The following is an 18,268-nucleotide window of genomic DNA, read 5'->3' on the forward strand; positions in this document are numbered from 1 at the left end:
CGTCATTCCCCTTGCGCCGCAGGTGCGGCGGCGCTCACGTGCAGCATTACCCCATGACGGGCGGTGACCCGGACGTGCTGGCCGGCTTGCAGTGGCGTGGCGCATTGCACTTGCCATTGTTCCCCCTGGGCCTGCACCGAGCCGCTGAAGGGGTTGTCCGTGGCCACCTGGGTGACGGTGACCAGGCTACCGACCAAGCCTGCATCACCGCTGACCAGGGCCCGGCGTCGCGTTTTCAGGGCCATGCCCAGCACGCCACCGATCAGCAGCGCCGAGAGCACGCCCAGGGTGCCGATCAATGCCAGGGGTATGCCGAAGCCTGGCGCATCGGTGTCGATCAGGATCAATGCACCGACCACGAACGCGACGATGCCGCCAAAACCCACCACGCCGAAGCTGGGCAGGAACGCCTCGGCGATCATGAAGGCGATCCCGAGCAGGATCAGCGCCACACCCGCAAAGCTCACAGGCAATAGCTGCAGGGCATACAGCGCCAGTAGCAGGCAGATGCCAGCCACCACGCCGCCCACCCCGGAGCCGGGGCTCATGAACTCGAACAACAGGCCATAGACGCCGATCATGATGAGGATCAGCGCCACGCTGGGGTTGGTGATCACCGCCAGCAGCCGAGTGCGCCAGTCTGGCTGGTGTTCGATCAGATTGGCATCACGGGTTTGCAGCAGGCGAGGCTGGTCGGCAGCGACCACGGTCTTGCCATCGAGCTGGCGCATGAGGTCGGGCAGGTCGTTGGCCATGCGGTCGATCACCTTCAGCCGCAGGGCTTCGCTGGCCGACAGGCTGACGGCTTCGCGCACCGCCTGCTCCGCCCAGTCGGCATTGCGCCCACGCAGTTGGGCCAGGCCCCGGATGTAAGCTGCGGCATCGTTGACCTGCTTGCGTGCGAGGGTTTCATCGTCACCCGCGGGTTTGGCCTTGTCGTCCTTCGGCACGCCTGGCGCGCCGCCAAGCTGCACGGGTGTTGCGGCGCCCAGGTTGGTGCCGGGGGCCATGGCCGCGATGTGGCTGGCATACAGAATGTAAGTTCCGGCGCTGGCGGCGCGGGCGCCGCTTGGGCCGACGAAGCTGGCCACTGGTACGGGGCTGGCGAGAATCGCCTTGATCATCTGGCGCATGGCGCTGTCCAGCCCGCCAGGGGTGTCCATGCGAATGACCACCAGTTGCGCGCCCTGATCCTTGGCCTGCTCCAACCCGCGCACCAGGTAGTCGGCGCTGGCCGGGCCGATGGCGTCATCAATGCTCAATACCCAGACATCGCCGGCCGCAGCCTGGCTGCCCGGGGCCAGGCCGAGCATCAGCAGGAGCAGTAACCCGCGGCAACATCGAGCGATCACCTGTCGTCACCTTTTGGTCTCTCTTACTCAAGTTTAGTCATGCCTGCCCAGGCACGGCCTAAAATTAGAAGTTGGGGGAAACCGGAGGTGCATCATGCGTATGGCCAAGACCTTGCAGCAGCGCCTGGACCAGGCGAACTGCGATTACGACATCATTCCCCACCCACACTCGGCCACCAGCCTGGAGTCGGCGCGTACCGCTGGCGTACCTGCTGAGCGCGTTGCCAAGTCGGTCATGCTCGACGATCGCCATGGCAATTACCTCATGGCAGTGCTGCCGGCCAACCGGCATCTGGACATGAGCAAGGTACGTATGTCCGGGGCCTGGCAACTGACCCGCGAAAGCGGCCTGCCAAGCCTGTTCGGCGACTGCGAGCGTGGCGCCATTCCGGCAATGGGTGATGCTTACGATATAAAGATGTTGCTCGATTCGAGTCTTACCCGCCAAGGCGATGTCTACCTGGAGGCGGGTGATCACGATCACCTGATCCACATGAGCATGGAGCAGTACCTGAAACTGGTACCGCAAGCCGAAGTACGCGAGCTGTGCTGATGTTCTCAAGCCAATGCCGGGCCGGCGTCGTGGACGGCCTGCCCGGCGCCTAGGAGGAATCATGGAAGCACCTACCCATCCGTTTTCCGATTTGTTCAAACAACTGGGCTTGCCCGACGATCCCCAAAGTATCGATCAGTTCATCACCAGCCATTCGCCGCTGAAGAACGAGATCAAGCTCGTGGATGCGTCGTTCTGGACTGAAGCCCAGCGTGCCTTTCTCAAGGAAAGCATCATTGAAGATTCCGATTGGGCAGTGCCCTTCGATCAACTCAACGAAGCGTTGCGCCGCCCCCGAAAATAAAGCGCCGAGCGGCACCTGACGAGTGATTGGCCGTTGCTATGCTCAGGAAAACAATAAGGGGATGGCGTGATGAAAGATCCCTATGCACCAGGCTTCTGGTGCTCCGTGACGATCCTGGGCACCCTGACGGCCGGTTACTACTACGGCATCCGCCACACCCAGCAGATGAACCAGGCCGTGCAGTTCCTGTACGCCGCTGCCGCGGTTACGGCTGCGGTAGCGTTGCTGGGGCTGACGTGGATTGCCTGGCAGCATTTGCACCTGAACAAGCGCGAGGTGATCCAGGGGCGCACGTTGCTGACGATCTGGAACACCAAGGTTGCGCTGCGACGGGTCGAAACCGTGTTCGACCGGTACTTCTGGGGCAGCTACTGGCATTCCGGGCGCACCTTCGAGGAGGTAATGGGCGAGCTCAGGGGTACGCCACTGGAGCAAAGCCTGGAGGCTTTGAAACGCCAGTGTCGCGTGCTCGACCGCGAAATTCACGACCATCACCACCACTGGCTGGCCAATGCCCGTGACCTCTCCAGTGTCGCCACCGCCATGGCGCGCGAGCGTTACCAACTGGACCTGTGCGAGCCTTCGAGCACGGGCCATGGCAACACGGCCGTGCTCAATCGGGACCTGGAAGTGCTGGTGTACACCTGGTCGGCGCGTCTGCGCAGCTTCGACCATCAACTGGACGAGCTGGAGAGCGCCTACCACTGAGGGTGGTCACTCACCGCGAATGTACTGCTCCATCTGGCGGATGAGGTTGGCCTGTTCGTGGATGGTTTCCTTGACCAGGTCACCGATCGACAGCAGCCCCAGCAATTGGCCGTTGCTGACCACTGGCAGGTGGCGCAGGTGACGGTCAGTCATCAGGTTCATGCAATCGTCGAGCTTCTGCTTGGGGTCAACGGTCACCACCGGCGCGCTCATGATTTCTCGCACCGGTGTGGCTGCAGAGGAACGGCCTTTGAGCACCAGTTTGCGTGCGTAGTCACGCTCGCTGACGATCCCCACTACCTGGCTGTTCTCGACCACCGGCAGCGCCCCGACATTTTTCTCGGCCAGCAGCTTCAAGGCGTCGAGCACCGAGTCATCAGGGCCGATGGTGTAGACGGTCTGATGCTGGGACTTGGTTTTGAGGATTTCTTCGACGTTCTTCATACAGGCCTCTGCGGGTGGAGAAAGGGCTCTTTGAGTAAATAAAGCATCCTGTACGCCGGCCTGCACGGCAATGCAGGAAACGGCATGGAGCCGATTGAAAAACGTCATGGTTGAATCGCTTGCGTGCGGCGCCCAGTGGTGGGCTGCGGGTGCTGTGCTGGGGAGGCTACCGGGGAGGGGCAATAATCCGGATAATCTGTGACAATGCATGTCAAGTTGCCATCATTCAGATTATTTCGGCAAGGAGCCGCAATGCCACGGATGTTTCGCCTTACAGCGCTGAGCTGTGCCTTCGTCACCGCTGCCGGTTGCAGCACTCAACAGATGGACAATTTTTCCAAGACCGTGAAAGACATTGGCAGGGACTACGGCTTGCCAGTGCTTTGTGGTGTCGGCGTGGTGGCCGGGGGCGCTGCAGGCTACGCCCTCAAAGGCAAGGACGGGATCTTGCCGGGTGCGGCGGTCGGTGGCGCGGTGGGTTGCGTCGTGGGCTATGTCTGGCAGTCCCGCCTGCAAGAGCTGGACCGCATCGCCAAGGAAGAAAACCTCAAGATCACCACCGAGCAGTTGACGGTCGCCTCGGCCGCAGTGGTGACCGCTGTACCTGAGCAGGCGGGCCTGGTGACGCAGATCGAAGACACCGGCATGTTCGCCACCGGTTCCGACCAGTTGACGCCAAGCGGCCAGCGGGCCGTGGCCAAGCTGGCGCAGATGTATGCCAAGCCTGCAGCCAGCGACAAGCAGGCTGCGGCCAAGGAGTCGCAGACGCGTCGCTTGCTGATCGTCGGCCACAGTGATGCGGTGGGCAACGCCGAGTTCAACCAGAAGCTGTCCGAGCGCCGCGCCAAGACCGTCGGCAAGGTCATGCTGCAGGCGGGCATTGCCGCCAATGCGATTTACTACCAAGGGGCAGGCGCTTCGCGACCGATCGCCGACAACAGCGACCCGTTGCTGCGCGGCCAGAACCGCCGCGTGGAAATCGTCGAGCTGGCCAACGAACAAGCCCTGGTGATGCGTGCCGAGGCCGAAGCGGGCAACACGCGCTACCTGCGCTACGGCACATCGACTGCGGCCAAGCCTCGGCAGGCGGTCACTACAGCGCAAGCAGGCAGCAAGCCCGCCGTGAGCAAACCCACCACGGCGCAGCGTACACCGGCCGCGAGCAGCTCCGCGAAAACCCGTGCTGCTGCGCGCCCGGAAGTCGATTTTGCCGGTACGCCAGTGGCTGACTACACCTGGACCATGGCGCAGAGCATCAAGCCGAAACAGAGCGGTTTCACCCTGATCAGCAGCGCTTATGCCGCGCAGATGCCAATGTCCAGTTGTGAGGCGGACAGGCCACGCAATGCGGGCGACGTCCTGAGCATGGTCAACGACCAACCCTTGCAGCGTCGCGCTACCAAGGACTACCTGCCGGGTTACAACAACCGGGTTTGGGCCAACCTGGTCAACGGGCATCTGGTGACGGTATCGCCAGTCTCGATCTTGCGCGAAAACGCCAAGGTCGATCGCCAGCCGATTCTTCAGCTGGTCGAAGACTACAAGTTGCCCACCCAGCACAAGCCACGAACGATGAATGCTGTGGCCAACACCTATGAAGGTGAAAGCGAAGTGCTTTACCGGGTCTTCGCCAGTGATGCCCAGGCAGCGATTTCCTGCATGGACATTGTGTTCAGCAAGGGCAATGCCCAGGTCAGCCAAGGTGCGTTGTTCTACGCCGCCGGCAGTGATGCGTTCGTCGCTTCCTACACGCCAATCCCGGTCACCCGATAAAACCAGTCAAGGACGTCCTGAATGGAAGACTTTTCTCTCGCTGCACTTAAATCACTGATTCTTGCCAATCAGTTACTTTCCGCCGGCCTGGTTTCGCTGCTGGTCACTGTGTTGATCGTGCGTAACTACTGGGAAGAGGTGTCCTATTTCCTGATCCGTGTCTGGCATAGCCTGCCGCTGATCGGCACGGTCGCGCGCCTGTCGCGCAAGCGTTCCTCGGTCGACAGCGATGGCTGGATCAACCACGAAGTGACCTTGTCCAAGCCGTATTATGGCCAGTACAAGAAGTACATGAAGGGCCCAAACAGCTATAACGCCTCCCTCGACTACCTCGCCAAGGCAGGTGAAGCTGGGCGCTCGCCGCGGCCGGCCTGGGTACTGGTGCTGGTGTTGCTGCTGGTGCTGATCGAGGCAATGGGCTTTGCCTACGTACTGGCAGGCTGGATGAACATGGACGCCTCGACCAATGACCGCCATTGGCTGACCGCAGGTACCGCGATTCTGCTGGCCGTCGCCTCAGCGTTTTTCGCCGAAGCCGCCGGCCACACGCTGCACCACAACAGCCTGATTGCCCGTGCGCGGCACTGGTGGCAAGGTGAGGAACCTTCCAAACGCTCGCGTTCGCTGAAGGCCAACAAGGCCATCAACCTGGAAGACTCGTTCACCGACTCGGACAAGCCAGACTACGAGCAGTTGCTGGCCCGGGTGAAGGACGTCAACTCCAACGTCTCGCGCAAGTTTGTCTGGCTGATCGTCTGCGGTGTGTTCGTGGCGGCCATGGCCGTTGGTGCGTTCGTCGTACGTTCGGCGACCCTGGACAGCATCGAGACCGAAATGGTCAACGGCATGCGCGCCGAGTCCGCAGCGCAGAGCTCCACTGCAGGCTCGCCCTTCGACCTGCCAGCCGAATCCCAGGCCATCAACGATGAGGCGGACAACGCTACCATCGACGACAAGATGCATGCGATCCGCCAGGCCAGCCTGACCACCTACATCATGCTGTCGCTGATCTACATCGCCATTCAGGGCATCAGCATCTGGCTCGCCAGCCGTTACTACTTCGCCGGTACTCACTCGGCAACCGCCTGGCGGCTGACCCACGAATACGCCACCGCCGAGGAAATGCTCGACGCGATGGATCAGAAGCGCAACGCCATTGCCAGCCACGCCGACGACAAGCTGCGCCGCCTGCAAACCGCGTTGTCCGGCCGCGACCACACCGATGCTGCCGTGCTGCACGCGCTTGAAGGTGAGAATACCGCGCATCGCAACTTCCTCGCCTACGTTGAGTACAAGGCTGGCAAGGTTTCGCCCCAGGCCGTCAAGCCAACGCCTGCCGTTGAAGTGGTGGCGCCAGCACAACGGGCGCAACCCGAAGCGGCCGCCCCGGTTGCGGCGCAGCCCACGATGGCCGAGGCGGTCGCCCCAGTCGCCTCAGCTACCCCAGCGCAGATCAAGGCTTCGGACTTCCACGATGTTACCGGCCTGCCGGAAGAAAGCCTGGCGGCTGCCAGCCGTGCGCTGAATGTCAGCGAGGCGCAGCTGCGTGATATTCGCGAGCAACAGCAGGCGCTGAAGGCGTTGGGCCTGTTCCCGGCGAAAAAGGAGGGCGTGCTGTCATGAGGCTCGCCAAGGCGCTGATCCTTGCGTTGGCGCTGCCGTGCGCAGCGCTTGCCGCTGAACGCAACGACCTGCAGAGCTGCTACACACGCAATGGCCTGGCCGACATCAAGCCAGCAGGTGCCGGCCGCGAGCTGGTGGTGATCATCGATCAGACCATCCCGATGCCTGACGACCTGCAGCGCAGCAGCTGGGCTCAGATCGACCGGTTCGTCCAGCCGGGCGATCGCGTCAGGCTCTATACCTTCTCGGCGTTCCTGCCGGGGGAGTATCAGCGCCTGGTGTATGCCGGTGAACTGGACATGCCGCTGCAGGGCGATGTTCGCGACGACGTGAACATGCGCAAGCTGCGCGCTCTGGACCAGTGCCTGGCGGGCCAGAAAAAAGCGTTTCAGGCCGGCTTCGGCGGCCTGTTCGTGAAGGGCCTGCGGGATGCCCGTCAGGACATCCCCAAGAGCGAAATCATGAATACCCTGCGTCGCGTGGGTGAGGACATGAGCAAGGAGCAGGGGGTCGATGAGCGTGTGGTGTACCTGATTTCGGACATGCTCGAGCACTCGGACTACACCAGTTTCTACGCGGCCAATCAGATCAAGCAGCTCAATGTCGCCAACGAGCTCAAGCTTGCACAGAGCAAAGGGCTGTATGCGGACCTGCAGGGCGCCAGGGTGTACGTGTCCGGTGCAGGCCTGGTCACCGATGCGGTGAAGCATGCCTATCGGTCCGGCAAGACCATGGATGCACTAAAGGACTTCTGGGCTCAATACTTGAAGGCGTCCAACGCGACATTGGAAGGCTTTGGCACACCGAGCCTGAGTACCGACCTGCGCTAACCCAGGATGGGGCTGCCAAGCAGCCCCATCCTGGCTGTGCTGGCTTACAGTTTCGGCATCTGCCCGATCCGCGCGACCATTTCGCTGACCACCTGCAGGTCAAGCATGAACTGCTCCACGGTCTTGAACTCGTTGTCGTTGTGCCCGGTGTACTTCACATCCGGCATGGCCAGGCCAAACTGCACGCCATTGGGCAGGTCGTGCACCGACGTGGCGCCGGCGGAGGTGCCGAACGCGTGCTTCATGCCCAGGTTCTCGCTGGCTACCTCGAGCAGGGCCTTGACCCAATCGCCTTCGGGGTTACGGTACATCGGTTCGTCGAGGCTGTAGTCGAAGGCTACCGAGGTGTGGCTCTGGCGGGTCCATTGGCCGAGCCTGTCGGCCAGTTCGTCCTTGAGGGTGGCCAGTGGCTTGCCTTTGGGGATGCGCAGGTTCACCGCCAGTTTCAGGCCTTTTTCGTTCACACCGACAAAGGTCAGCGAGGCGGTCAGCGGGCCCATGAAGCTGTCTTCGAAGCCCACACCGAGCTTCTTGCCCAGATAGTCCAGGCCCCAGTTGTCGGCGGCGTAACGGGCCGCATCGGTGAAGTGGTTGTGCTTGAGCGGCACCTGTTGGCCCAGGCCGTTGATGAAGTCGAGCATGCGCGCAACCGGGTTAACCCCAGATTCAGGCTCGGAGGAGTGTGCCGACACGCCGGTCACCGTAAGTAAGACGTGCTTGCCATCGACTTTGGCGGCGATGCTGAAGTCACCGCCATGGCGCTTCACGTACTCGGCACCGGCGTTCTCCAGCTGTTTGGCCAACTGCGCCGGGTTGTCGCCGGTCAATGTCGCCACCGACGTGGTCGGGATCTGGTTAGTGGCCAGGCCCCCGGTGAGGTTGATGATTTCCGCGCCTTTGCCGCTGCCGGGGCGCTTGCTGAAACTGGCCATGACCGTGCCATAGCCTTTTTCGGCGATCACCACCGGGTAGCCGCCATCGAGCGCCAGGTTGTAGTCGGGGGTGGGATTGCGCTCGAAGTAATAGGGAATGGCATCGCCGCTGGTTTCTTCGGTGGTATCGATCAACAGCTTGAACTGACGGGCCAGTGGCAGGTTTTCGTCTTTGGCCACCTTCAACGCGTACAGCGCCACGACGATGCCGTTCTTGTCGTCTTCAGTGCCGCGGCCGTACATGCGGTCGCCGACCAAGGTTACCTTGAAGGGGTCCAGGCGCGTGCCGTCGGCAAGTTTCCAATTGTCCGGGTTGACCGGCACCACGTCAGCGTGGGCATGGATACCTACCACTTCCTTGCCGCTACCCAACGATATTTCATAAACGCGGTTGTCGATGTTGCGAAAGGCCAGGCCAAAGCTATCGGCCAGGGCTTTGATCCTGTCGGCGATCTTGAGGAACTCGGGGTTCTCGTGCTGCGGTACGCCCTCGACGCTGAAGGTGGGGATGGCCACCAGCTCACGCAGGGTTTCGGTGGCCGCCTTGCCATACTTGATGCGGGTGTACAGGCCGAGTAGGCGGTTGATTTCGTTTTGCTGATCGGCGCCGAGGGTTTTGCCAGCCAGGTAGGCGTCCAGGGTGGCGCCGAGGTTATCGACCTTGGCCTGTTCGCTGTCTTTGAGCGTGCCGATGAACTGCTTGAAATCGGTTGGCTCGCGACCGTCGAAAGCCTTGACGATGGCAGCGGACTGCTGCTGCGTCAGGTTGGCCTGGGCAGGCTGGGTGAATAAGCCGATGCTGGCCAGCAATAGGGTGGTGGCGGTGAGTTTTTTCAGGTGCATGGGTAGGCGCATTCCTTCGCGAATCTTATTAGAGGGTGCCCGCTGCAAGAACGGGAAGGTGCCCACGCTAACACCAATGACCCATGGCACGGGAGTGCCAGAAACGCGATGCAGTGCACAAACGAAAAAGCCCCGGGCGCAGGCCCAGGGCTTTTTTGATATGGCGCACTCGGCGGGATTCGAACCCACGACCCCTGCCTTCGGAGGGCAATGCGGTACAGGAATCTTGGTTGGTGGCAAGTCCTGTTAAGTGCCTCTAAGTGCCGTGTGGCAAGGCTTCCGACCTAAAACCTAATCGACAGTCTATGACTCTTGGGAGCACTTAAGGGCTGTCACCTTGGGCACAAAAACGAAATTCTAAACTTCGATCTTTGACCACTAACCAGATCTATCGCATGGTCAGCCGTTCAGCTTGGAATACGATGGTTTGGAAATAAGATACGACCTCATGATCGCCCGGCTCAGGCTTCAAACCACGAGATCTTTCTCAAGCAGAGCGCGGCTCAGCTGAAATCTGATCATGCCAAATATTTCGGTCTCGCGTTCGAAGGCAAGCTCACAAGCGAGGAGCTTTTCCTCGCCTGATGACTCTGCCCTCGCATGGGCCAAGGCCGTGCAACATGTGCCGAGATTAGTACCGTAGCTAGCTCACTCGTCCTTGGCGTTTACATCGGCAGAGACTTTGCCAAACGACTCCCAATGGCCAACCAGCTCATCCACGCGATCAGGAATGCGCGGTGACTTACTGAGCACCAGACAGCGGGTTGTACCCACGTACTCCTCAAGGAGGTAGAGCGTGTCCCCAACGTCGACGCCCATCTCCTGCAGAACTTCGTCGGGTAGGCGAATAGCACCGTCGCCGTCCCAGTCCTCAATCACTACATGATTCCGCATCTCGACCTCAGGCAGCGGCTGAATGAAGTGTCCGCAGGGGGAGGCAACGGCGAGCCGATGCCAACGAAGTCCCGCGGCGCAGGTCGACAGAATAGCAAAAAGCTCTCGGGCTCAGAGCGTTGTAACGACGCCCCCCTCACCTCAGCCGCAGCTTCTGACATTTGAACTCGCTCCGGGCCTGCCAGGCACCATCGCCCTTAATGGGCAGAAAGTCCCGCAATACCACCGGAGAAATTCACTATCCCCATGCCGCACCCAGCTAATCCACCAGCAGCTCACTGATAGGTCATCGAGACTTCGCTCTATAGCCACCGTGGCTGCGCTGGCTTGCCGCAGGATGCCAGTGGCAGTCCCGCAAAAACCACTGAGCTGCCACATACTCTCACAGGGATCTCTTCGCCGAACTAGCCAAATACACCCTCGTGACGACAGATCCCTCCGCCAAATCGCCAATATCCAGCGTGCGCCCCCGGAATAAATCGTTAAACCTCGACTGGCCTGGCCTTTCACTCACTATTTCGTATGACGCAGCTCCTGCGAACCATTAAACGAAGCCCACCCGCCAGGACAAATACGTATCATGAGGCAGCGGGTTAGCTTGGTAAGCTCGCTCTCAGACAACCTTTGTCAATGTGGCCGTCATGGAAGAAAGCGCGCAACAGCGTTCAGAACGCTATGTATCCGCCCGCAGCCAGCACCCAGCATGGCTTTTGCTCGCCTCGCGGCGTGCTCCGCTCGTATTGGGCTGCCTGCGCACGCTATTCGAGCGGGCGCATGATGGGATCCCCATGGAGGATGCGCTGCAAGCGCTGTCCGAAATGCTGGCTGCTTATGCCAGCCAGGAGCTTTACGAAATCGACCCAGATGCAACGCATCTCCAAGCAGGTCGTGAACTTCGTGAATGGATCAAGCGGCGCCTCGTCGTAGAGCGAGAGGGCCGTATCTATGCAACCGACGCGCTGGAGTCAGCCATCCAGTTCGTAGATTCGCTGGATAGTCGGATCATGACTTCCACAGCATCTCGCCTTTCGGTGGTTCAGCGCGAGATCGAAAACCTGGAAACGGGTCTGAACCCCAGCCCAACTGGCCGTATTGCCAGCCTGCGCCGCCGAATCCAGGATTTGGAGCACGAGCTAGCGCAGGTAGAAGCTGGCAACGTCATCGTGCTTGATGAAGCGCAGGCGATAGAGGGCATACGCGAGGTATATAACCTGGCCACCAGCCTACGCGCGGACTTTCGACGAGTTGAAGACTCTTGGCGCGAGGCGGATCGCGCCCTTCGACACTCGATCATCAGCGAGCAGTCTCACCGTGGAGAAATCGTCGATCGGTTGTTGGACGGGCAAGATGCTCTACTCAACACCCCCGAGGGGCGTGTCTTCGAAAGCTTCCAGCAGCAACTGAGGCAGTCCGCTGAGCTGGAAACCATGCGTGAGCGTTTGCGCACCATCCTTCGTCATCCAGCGGTTCCAAAGGCACTGAATCGTCCCCAGCAACGTGAGCTACGTTGGCTGGCGTTACGCCTGGTTCGGGAGTCGCAGGCTGTGCTCCAAGCGCGCGCCCGAAGCGAGCGCGATGTTCGTGGCTTCATGAAGACGGGGCTGGCCGCCGAGCATCATCGCGTCGGACAGTTACTCAACGATCTCTTCAATCTAGCGCTCAGAGTCGACTGGCAACGCCAGTCAGAACGCCGTAAGCCTGCATGTTTACCACCAGTTGGCGTAGCCATTACCGGTATCCCGGCAATCGAGCGTCTCCGCTTCAAGACCCTGGATGACGATGATACGGGCGAGCTGGATCTGAGTTTGAAGCCTGCGGGGTTGGAGCAGATTGATGATGACTTCTGGGATGCCTTCGACGGGCTGGATCGTGAAGCGCTGATTCAGGACACCCTAGCTGTGCTGGCGGAGCAGGGGCGCCCTGTCAGTCTCGGGGAGCTTGCGTCTTTGCTTCCACCTGCTCACGACCTAGAAACCTTTGCGCTCTGGTTGGCGATGGCACGCGAGGCAGGTATTGAGGTGCTGAAAGAGGAGCGTCAGCTCGTGGAGCTAGTTGACGAGGATGAGCAACGCTGGCGCTTCAATCTGCCTTATGTCGGACTCGACCACGAGGCACTCAAGGACATCGATTGGGAGTTGTGAGCATGGCAGGGATTTTCGATCGAATAGCAGGCGCCTCTGGCACCGACGAAACGGAGCTGACGGTGGAGCCCATAACGTTGGATGACGGCATGGATGATGAACAGCCTCTTATGAGCGCCGCTGTTCAGGTCGATGAGCGCCGGACGCCGCAACGGGTACGTGAGGCCGTACAGGAAATGCTCAAGTACGGGCTGCTGGAAGAAAGTCACAAGCCCAATCTGTATCGCTCGGCGCTTGCCAATATCGAGGCGGTCGACACAATCCTGGAACCCCTCGACCTGGCCATGGGGGTCGACGAGGTTCGCGGGCTGGTGTTCGTCACCGTTCGTCAGGGCGAGGTGGCCGAGCAGGATGACTGGTCGCACCCCCTTGTGCGCAGGCAAAGGCTGAACCTGGAGCAGTCCCTGCTGATCGCCATTCTGCGCCAGCATTTCATCGCCTACGAACAGGAAAGCGGTACGGGCGCCACTCAGGCACTGGTAGCTGTTGATGAGCTGATTCCGCAATTGCAGGTTTACCTGGGCGAGCTGGGCAGTGAGGCGAAGGAGCGCAATCGCGTCATCACGCTGCTGGATCAGCTCAAGGGGCATGGTTTGGTGTCGGCTCTGGACGCCCATGACCGCGTCATCATCCGCCCCATCATTACCCACTTGGCCAACCCGGAGAACCTGCAGGCACTGGTGGTTTGGCTGCGCGAGCAGGTGGAGGGCGCGACTACCCCGGCTGCCGCTGCTGAGGAGGACGAGGCGTGAAGCAAGCACTGCTCTGGCGTGACAGCGAGACCCTCATTCTCAGCAGCATCGAACTCTATAACTGGGGCGGCTTTCAGGGATATCACCGTGCCGAGATCGATCCCTCAGGCACCGCCGTGATCGGCCCAACGGGTAGCGGTAAAACGACGCTGGTGGATGCTCTGATGACCTTGCTGTGCGCCAACCCGCGCTACAACCTGGCTTCCACAGGTGGGCATGAAAGCGACCGTGATCTGGTGTCCTATGTGCGCGGGGTTACCGGCCCTGGAGACGGAGGTGTAGAGCAATCTCATATCGCGCGCCAGGGTAAGACGGTCACCGCCATTGCCGCCACGCTCGAGCGTGACGGTGCGCAGGTGCGACTGGGCGCTGTACTCTGGTTCGAGGGCACCAGCTCCTCGGCGTCCGATCTGAAAAAACTGTGGCTGTTAAGCGAGTCCCCCGAGCAGACGCTGGAGCATTGGCTCAGCCAACATCACGCAGGCGGCATGCGGGCGCTGCGTCAGATGGAGAAGGATGGCACGGGTATCTGGCCGTATCCCAGTAAAAAAGCCTTCCTGGCCAGGCTCAGGGATTACTTCGAGGTGGGTGAAAACGCCTTCACCTTGCTCAACCGCGCTGCCGGCCTGAAGCAGCTCAACAGCATCGATGAGATCTTTCGCGAGTTGGTACTGGATGACCGCTCCGCCTTCGTGCGGGCTGCCGAAGTCGCCAGCAGCTTCGATGATCTGACCGATATTCACCGAGAACTGGAAACTGCTAGAAAACAGCAGCGCTCATTGCTGCCGGTCGCCGATGGCTGGGAGCGTTACCGAGTCTTGCAAGCCCAGTTGCAGGACAAACAGGCGCTCGAAGGCATTCTTCCGGTCTGGTTCGCCGAGCAGGGTTATCGCCTGTGGTTGGCCGAAACCAACAGGCTGGAGACGGCGTACAAACAGGCCGAACTGGATCAGGCGCAATGCAGGGGGCAGCTTGAAACCCAGAAGGGCGTGGTCGATCAACATCGTCAGCGCTACCTACGTGTAGGGGGCGCAGGGATAGATCAACTACGCGGGCGCATTGCGGATTGTGCCAGGGAGCGTGATAAGCGACGCCTGAAAGCCGAGCAGTACCAACGCTTGGTCAAGGGGCTTGGACTCGCGGATGAGTTATCGGCTGCTGCACTCGAGGAAAATCAGCAGCAGATCGCGGCACGCCTGGAAATACTGGGCGAGCATATTACCGAGGCACGGCAAAAGGCGTTCGATGCCGGCATCGTCCAGAAAGAACTCGATGGCCGCCTGCAGAGCTTGCAGCAGGAGCGTGCCGAGGTCGAACGACGGCCAGGCTCGAACCTGCCTGGGCATTTTCATGCTTTTCGAGGGGAGCTGGCGCAGACGCTTGGCGTCGATGAATCGGCCCTGCCTTTCGTTGCCGAGCTGGTGCAGGTCAAGCCCGAGGAGCTGGCCTGGAGGGGGGCCATCGAGCGGGCAATCGGCAGCCACCGCCTGCGTATCCTGGTGCCGCAGGGTGCGTCCGAGGCTGCACTGCGTTGGGTGAACCAACGACACAACCGCTTGCATGTGCGCTTGTTGGAGGTCAAGGAACCGTCGTCGCGCCCTGTGTTCTTCGACGATGGTTATACCCGCAAGCTGACCTTCAAGGAGCATCCGTACCGCGAAGCGATAAAGGCGCTACTGGCGGACAATGACCGACATTGCGTGGAGAGCACGGAGCAATTGCGTCATACCCCGCACGCCATGACGGCTCAGGGGCTGATGTCGGGTAAAGAACGCTTCTTCGACAAACAGGATCAGAAGCGCCTCGATGAGGACTGGCTGACCGGCTTCGATAACCGCGACCGTCTTGCCTTCCTGGCCGAGCAGATTGGCGAGGTCAATGAACTGCTCGCGCCTGCCAGGCTGGCCTTGGACGCTGCCCGGGGCGATGCCCGCAAGTTGGAGGATCAAGCTTCGCTGCTGCAGCGCGTCGAAGAACTGCAGTTCGAGGAGATTGATTTGCCGGGCGCCGAGCGTCAGCTTGCGTCGCTGCATGCTCAGCTCGAAACCCTGACGCGTCCCGACACCGACCTTGCCATGATCAAGGCTGAGTTGGATGAAGCTGAGGCGCTGTTCGACGCCCTGGATCGACAGAGGCAACAACTCATCGAGCAGTGCGGTCAGTTGAAACTTCAGTTCGAGCAGGCTGCATCCGCTACCCGTAAGGCCTATCGTGGTGCCGAAAAAGGGCTGAACGATACGCAGCGTGAACTAGCGCAAACGCATTTCCCGACCCTGACGGCAGATGACCTTGGCGATATTGTCGAGCTGGAGCGCCAGCATACGCGTGAGCTGCAAGGGCAGCTCAAAGCGCTCGGCGATAAACTCGGCGATCAGAAAACAGAGCTTGCCAAACGTATGTCTGACGCTCTGAAGGTGGACACCGGAGCGCTTGCGGAGGTCGGGCGAGAACTGGTGGACGTACCCAGGTATCTGGAGCGTCTTCGCGTGCTGACCGAGGAAGCCCTGCCCGAGAAACTCAAGCGCTTCCTGGAATACCTCAATCGTTCCTCGGATGACGGCGTCACCCAGTTGCTCAGCTATATCGACCATGAAGTCTCGGTGATCGAGGAGCGCCTGGATGACCTGAATAGCACGATGCAGCGTGTCGACTTTCAGCCCGGACGCTATCTGCGCCTGGTGGCGAAGAAGGTTATCCATGAAAGCCTGCGCACCTTGCAACAGGCTCAGCGCCAACTGAACTCGGCGCGCTTCATCGATGATGAAGGCGAGAGTCACTACAAGGCATTGCAGGCGCTCGTTGGGCTGCTCAAAGATGCCTGCGAGCACAGCAGGAATCAGGGCGCCAAAGCGCTTCTGGATCCGCGCTTCCGCCTGGAGTTCGCGGTCTCAGTGATCGATCGAGAAAGCAAGAGTGTCATCGAAACCCGAACAGGCTCTCAGGGCGGTAGTGGTGGTGAGAAGGAGATCATCGCCTCCTATGTGCTGACCGCATCACTCAGCTATGCGCTTTGTCCCGACGGCAGCAGCCGGCCGTTGTTCGGCACCATCGTTCTCGACGAGGCGTTCTCGCGCAGCTCCCATGCGGTTGCCGGTCGGATCATTGCAGCGTTGAGAGAGTTCGGCCTGCACGCTGTCTTCATCACGCCCAACAAGGAAATGCGCCTGCTGCGCCACCATACGCGTTCGGCAGTCGTCGTTCATCGGCGCGGCGTGGAATCCAGTCTGGTTTCCCTGAGCTGGGAAGCTTTGGATGAGCATCATCAACAGCGCATCAAGGCCATGCATGAAGTCGCCCACTGACATCAGTCGCAGCCTGGCCAGACAATGGCAGCGCTCCAGCGTACGCTTGGAACGCTTGCTCAATCCCGCTAGCTGGCCGCAAAGCCTCAACATCGGCAAGCCTTCGGCACGTCTATTCACTGACAACATCCAGGCGGTACTCCGGCATGTGGAGAACTGGCGGAGCGTGAACGTGGGTACAGTCGACTGGGAGCCCGTCAGCTACCGAGCAGGGCTGTCCCCCATTTCCTTACCGATGCGCTGGCACTTGCGTAGCCCTTCCGAATGGATTGCCGCGACCAATGATCCAGCGGTCAGCCAGGAATACGCTCAACTCGAGTATCTGGTTGAGCAGGTAGACAGTGCCTTTCATGCGCTGCTGGTAGCACAACGGAGCTTGTGGTTGACGAAGCCGTCCGAAGAAGTCGTCGCCACGGCGCGACTCGCCACCCGGTTGTCGCCAGGCTGTGCCCGAGGCCGTCCGCTGCGCCTGCTTGCCGAGCACGGCGTCGACACCAAGTTTTTCGAGCGCAACGCCAGTTTGCTGACCTGGCTCCTCGACGAGCGCTTCGGAGGCGCGGCATCCGAGCAAGGCCTGACGACTTTTCTGGATGCCTTTGAAGAAAGCAGCCACTGGGTTCTGGTCGTTCCCCTTCAGCCTGAACTGTTGCCCTTCAAGCGGCTCAGACTCACCACTGCGGAACTGGCCGAAACCCCACTTCCCGGTTCGCGATTGCTCGTGGTGGAAAATGAGCAATGCATTCACTTGCTGCCTGAGAACTTACCGGACACCCTGGCTGTGCTGGGCTCAGGACTCGATTTGCAGTGGCTAGCGTCCGCGCACCTGGCCGGTAAACATATCGCTTACTGGGGCGATATGGATACTTGGGGCTTGCTTATGTTGGCGCGAGCGAGACTTCATCAACCTACGGTCGAAGCACTATTGATGGAACGGGAGCTGTTCGAGCAACACTCACCGGTGAGCGCAGTCCTCGAGCCGACCAAAGCTCTGGATTCGGCCCCACCTGGTTTGCTGGCTGACGAAGCGGACTTCTATCGGTATCTGCTGGTGCAAGAACGAGGACGTCTTGAGCAGGAGTACCTGCCAAAGGAACAAGTTGAGCGCGCTATCGAGCAGTGGGCTCGAAAGATCCCTGTATAGAGCGGCTGGCGGTGGGCTCAATAGCCCTGTAATCCTTAGACCGCCTACCCTTAAACCACAATCTTCAGATATTCCTTCTCTGAAATTGCCAACGTTGATCGCTTTAGGCGGCCGGTTTTCAGCGTTGGTCTGCAGCGAGCCTTTCCACCTCCTCGACGAGACTAAGGGCGATTCACGATTCCGGTCGACTTAAAGCGCCGGAGGCCGGGATGCTCACGGATTTCCGGTCAGTTGAGTTGCACCATGGCCGAGCCGATCTCGCGCTCGCCAGATTCCGGTCTGATGACGCGACCAAGAGCGCTCGGCTGTTTCCGGTTGCGCTGGAGCGTATGGTCGGGGCTGGTTGACTGCCTGCGCACAGCATTCCGGTCAGACAGCGACACAGGGAAATTCACCACTTACTGCGCGGTTTACAGGGCGACGGGAGTCCAGCGCTCGCCCCAGTTTTGCATCCACCGGAATTTGCCGAGCGCCTTGGATCACAGGAACACCTTCGCCGAAATAGTCAAATGAACCCTCATTTCCTAATCTGGGAGCTGACGAAATTTGCGGCATCTACGTTAGCGCAGCGGACCATCGAGTTACCGTGTGTCTCGTAAGTAATCGGGAGCGCACGCTGATGAGATGGTTTTTCGTGGTGATGCTTTGCGGTGGGGCAGGTCTCTGGCTAAGCGCC

The 18,268-nt window shown here is 60.4% G+C and carries 14 protein-coding genes; 10 read left to right on the forward strand and 4 right to left on the reverse strand.

From position 1 onward, the window contains the following. Nucleotides 1-2 precede the first annotated feature (2 nt). On the reverse strand, nt 3-1,352 hold the full coding sequence (locus APH34_RS18580; protein ID WP_054902411.1) for a nodulation protein NfeD: 1,350 nt from the start codon (nt 1,350-1,352) through the stop codon (nt 3-5). A 94-nt stretch (nt 1,353-1,446) separates the two neighbouring features. Here APH34_RS18580 and APH34_RS18585 point away from each other — a divergent pair, with 94 nt between their 5' ends. The 3 genes from APH34_RS18585 (at nt 1,447) to APH34_RS18595 (ending at nt 2,917) form a co-directional block, all read left to right on the forward strand. After that, nucleotides 1,447-1,905, forward strand: a complete 459-nt coding sequence (locus APH34_RS18585) for an aminoacyl-tRNA deacylase (protein WP_054902412.1) — start codon at nt 1,447-1,449, stop codon at nt 1,903-1,905. 61 nt (nt 1,906-1,966) lie between these two features. Continuing rightward, complete coding sequence (locus tag APH34_RS18590; protein ID WP_054902413.1) at nt 1,967-2,209, forward strand: DUF2789 domain-containing protein; 243 nt, start codon at nt 1,967-1,969, stop codon at nt 2,207-2,209. 69 nt (nt 2,210-2,278) lie between these two features. Beyond that, nucleotides 2,279-2,917, forward strand: a complete 639-nt coding sequence (locus APH34_RS18595; RefSeq protein WP_054902414.1) for a hypothetical protein — start codon at nt 2,279-2,281, stop codon at nt 2,915-2,917. Nucleotides 2,918-2,923: 6 nt separating this feature from the next. On the opposite strand, the gene APH34_RS18600 is transcribed toward APH34_RS18595, so the two are convergent. Further along, a complete protein-coding gene (locus APH34_RS18600; protein ID WP_054902415.1) occupies nt 2,924-3,361 on the reverse strand; it encodes a CBS domain-containing protein in 438 nt (145 codons plus the stop codon). Between the two features lie 252 nt (nt 3,362-3,613). On the opposite strand from APH34_RS18600, the gene APH34_RS18605 reads away from it, so the two are divergent. Genes APH34_RS18605 through APH34_RS18615 form a run of 3 tightly spaced genes read left to right on the forward strand, consistent with a single transcriptional unit; the run spans nt 3,614 to nt 7,587 of the window. Then, entirely contained in the window at nt 3,614-5,134 is a 1,521-nt protein-coding gene (locus APH34_RS18605; RefSeq protein WP_054902416.1) for an OmpA family protein, read from the forward strand. Nucleotides 5,135-5,155: 21 nt separating this feature from the next. Continuing rightward, nucleotides 5,156-6,757, forward strand: a complete 1,602-nt coding sequence (locus APH34_RS18610; RefSeq protein ID WP_054902417.1) for a hypothetical protein — start codon at nt 5,156-5,158, stop codon at nt 6,755-6,757. Next, a complete protein-coding gene (locus APH34_RS18615; protein ID WP_054902418.1) occupies nt 6,754-7,587 on the forward strand; it encodes a hypothetical protein in 834 nt (277 codons plus the stop codon). The genes APH34_RS18610 and APH34_RS18615 overlap by 4 nt, the downstream gene beginning before the upstream one ends. A gap of 44 nt (nt 7,588-7,631) precedes the next feature. Here APH34_RS18615 and APH34_RS18620 read toward each other — a convergent pair whose 3' ends face one another. Together APH34_RS18620 and APH34_RS18630 are read right to left on the reverse strand one after the other, a co-directional pair. Continuing rightward, entirely contained in the window at nt 7,632-9,362 is a 1,731-nt protein-coding gene (locus APH34_RS18620; RefSeq protein WP_054902419.1) for a dipeptidase, read from the reverse strand. Between the two features lie 648 nt (nt 9,363-10,010). Then, nucleotides 10,011-10,256, reverse strand: a complete 246-nt coding sequence (locus APH34_RS18630) for an AbrB/MazE/SpoVT family DNA-binding domain-containing protein (RefSeq protein ID WP_054881267.1) — start codon at nt 10,254-10,256, stop codon at nt 10,011-10,013. A gap of 641 nt (nt 10,257-10,897) precedes the next feature. On the opposite strand from APH34_RS18630, the gene APH34_RS18635 reads away from it, so the two are divergent. The 4 genes from APH34_RS18635 to APH34_RS18650 are packed head-to-tail and all read left to right on the forward strand — an operon-like array spanning nt 10,898 to nt 17,592. After that, on the forward strand, nt 10,898-12,397 hold the full coding sequence (locus tag APH34_RS18635; protein ID WP_082422837.1) for a DUF3375 domain-containing protein: 1,500 nt from the start codon (nt 10,898-10,900) through the stop codon (nt 12,395-12,397). A 2-nt stretch (nt 12,398-12,399) separates the two neighbouring features. Further along, complete coding sequence (locus APH34_RS18640) at nt 12,400-13,149, forward strand: DUF4194 domain-containing protein (protein ID WP_177333899.1); 750 nt, start codon at nt 12,400-12,402, stop codon at nt 13,147-13,149. Continuing rightward, nucleotides 13,146-16,451 (forward strand): ATP-binding protein, encoded by a 3,306-nt coding sequence (locus APH34_RS18645; RefSeq protein ID WP_082422838.1) that lies wholly within the window; start codon nt 13,146-13,148, stop codon nt 16,449-16,451. The genes APH34_RS18640 and APH34_RS18645 overlap by 4 nt, the downstream gene beginning before the upstream one ends. Beyond that, nucleotides 16,402-17,592, forward strand: coding sequence for a Wadjet anti-phage system protein JetD domain-containing protein (locus APH34_RS18650; protein ID WP_223656450.1), 1,191 nt, complete (start codon nt 16,402-16,404; stop codon nt 17,590-17,592). The genes APH34_RS18645 and APH34_RS18650 overlap by 50 nt, the downstream gene beginning before the upstream one ends. The last annotated feature ends 676 nt before the right edge of the window (nt 17,593-18,268 follow it).

Origin of the sequence: Pseudomonas sp. NBRC 111131 (assembly GCF_001320525.1) — a bacterium.
Lineage (GTDB): Bacteria > Pseudomonadota > Gammaproteobacteria > Pseudomonadales > Pseudomonadaceae > Aquipseudomonas > Aquipseudomonas ceruminis.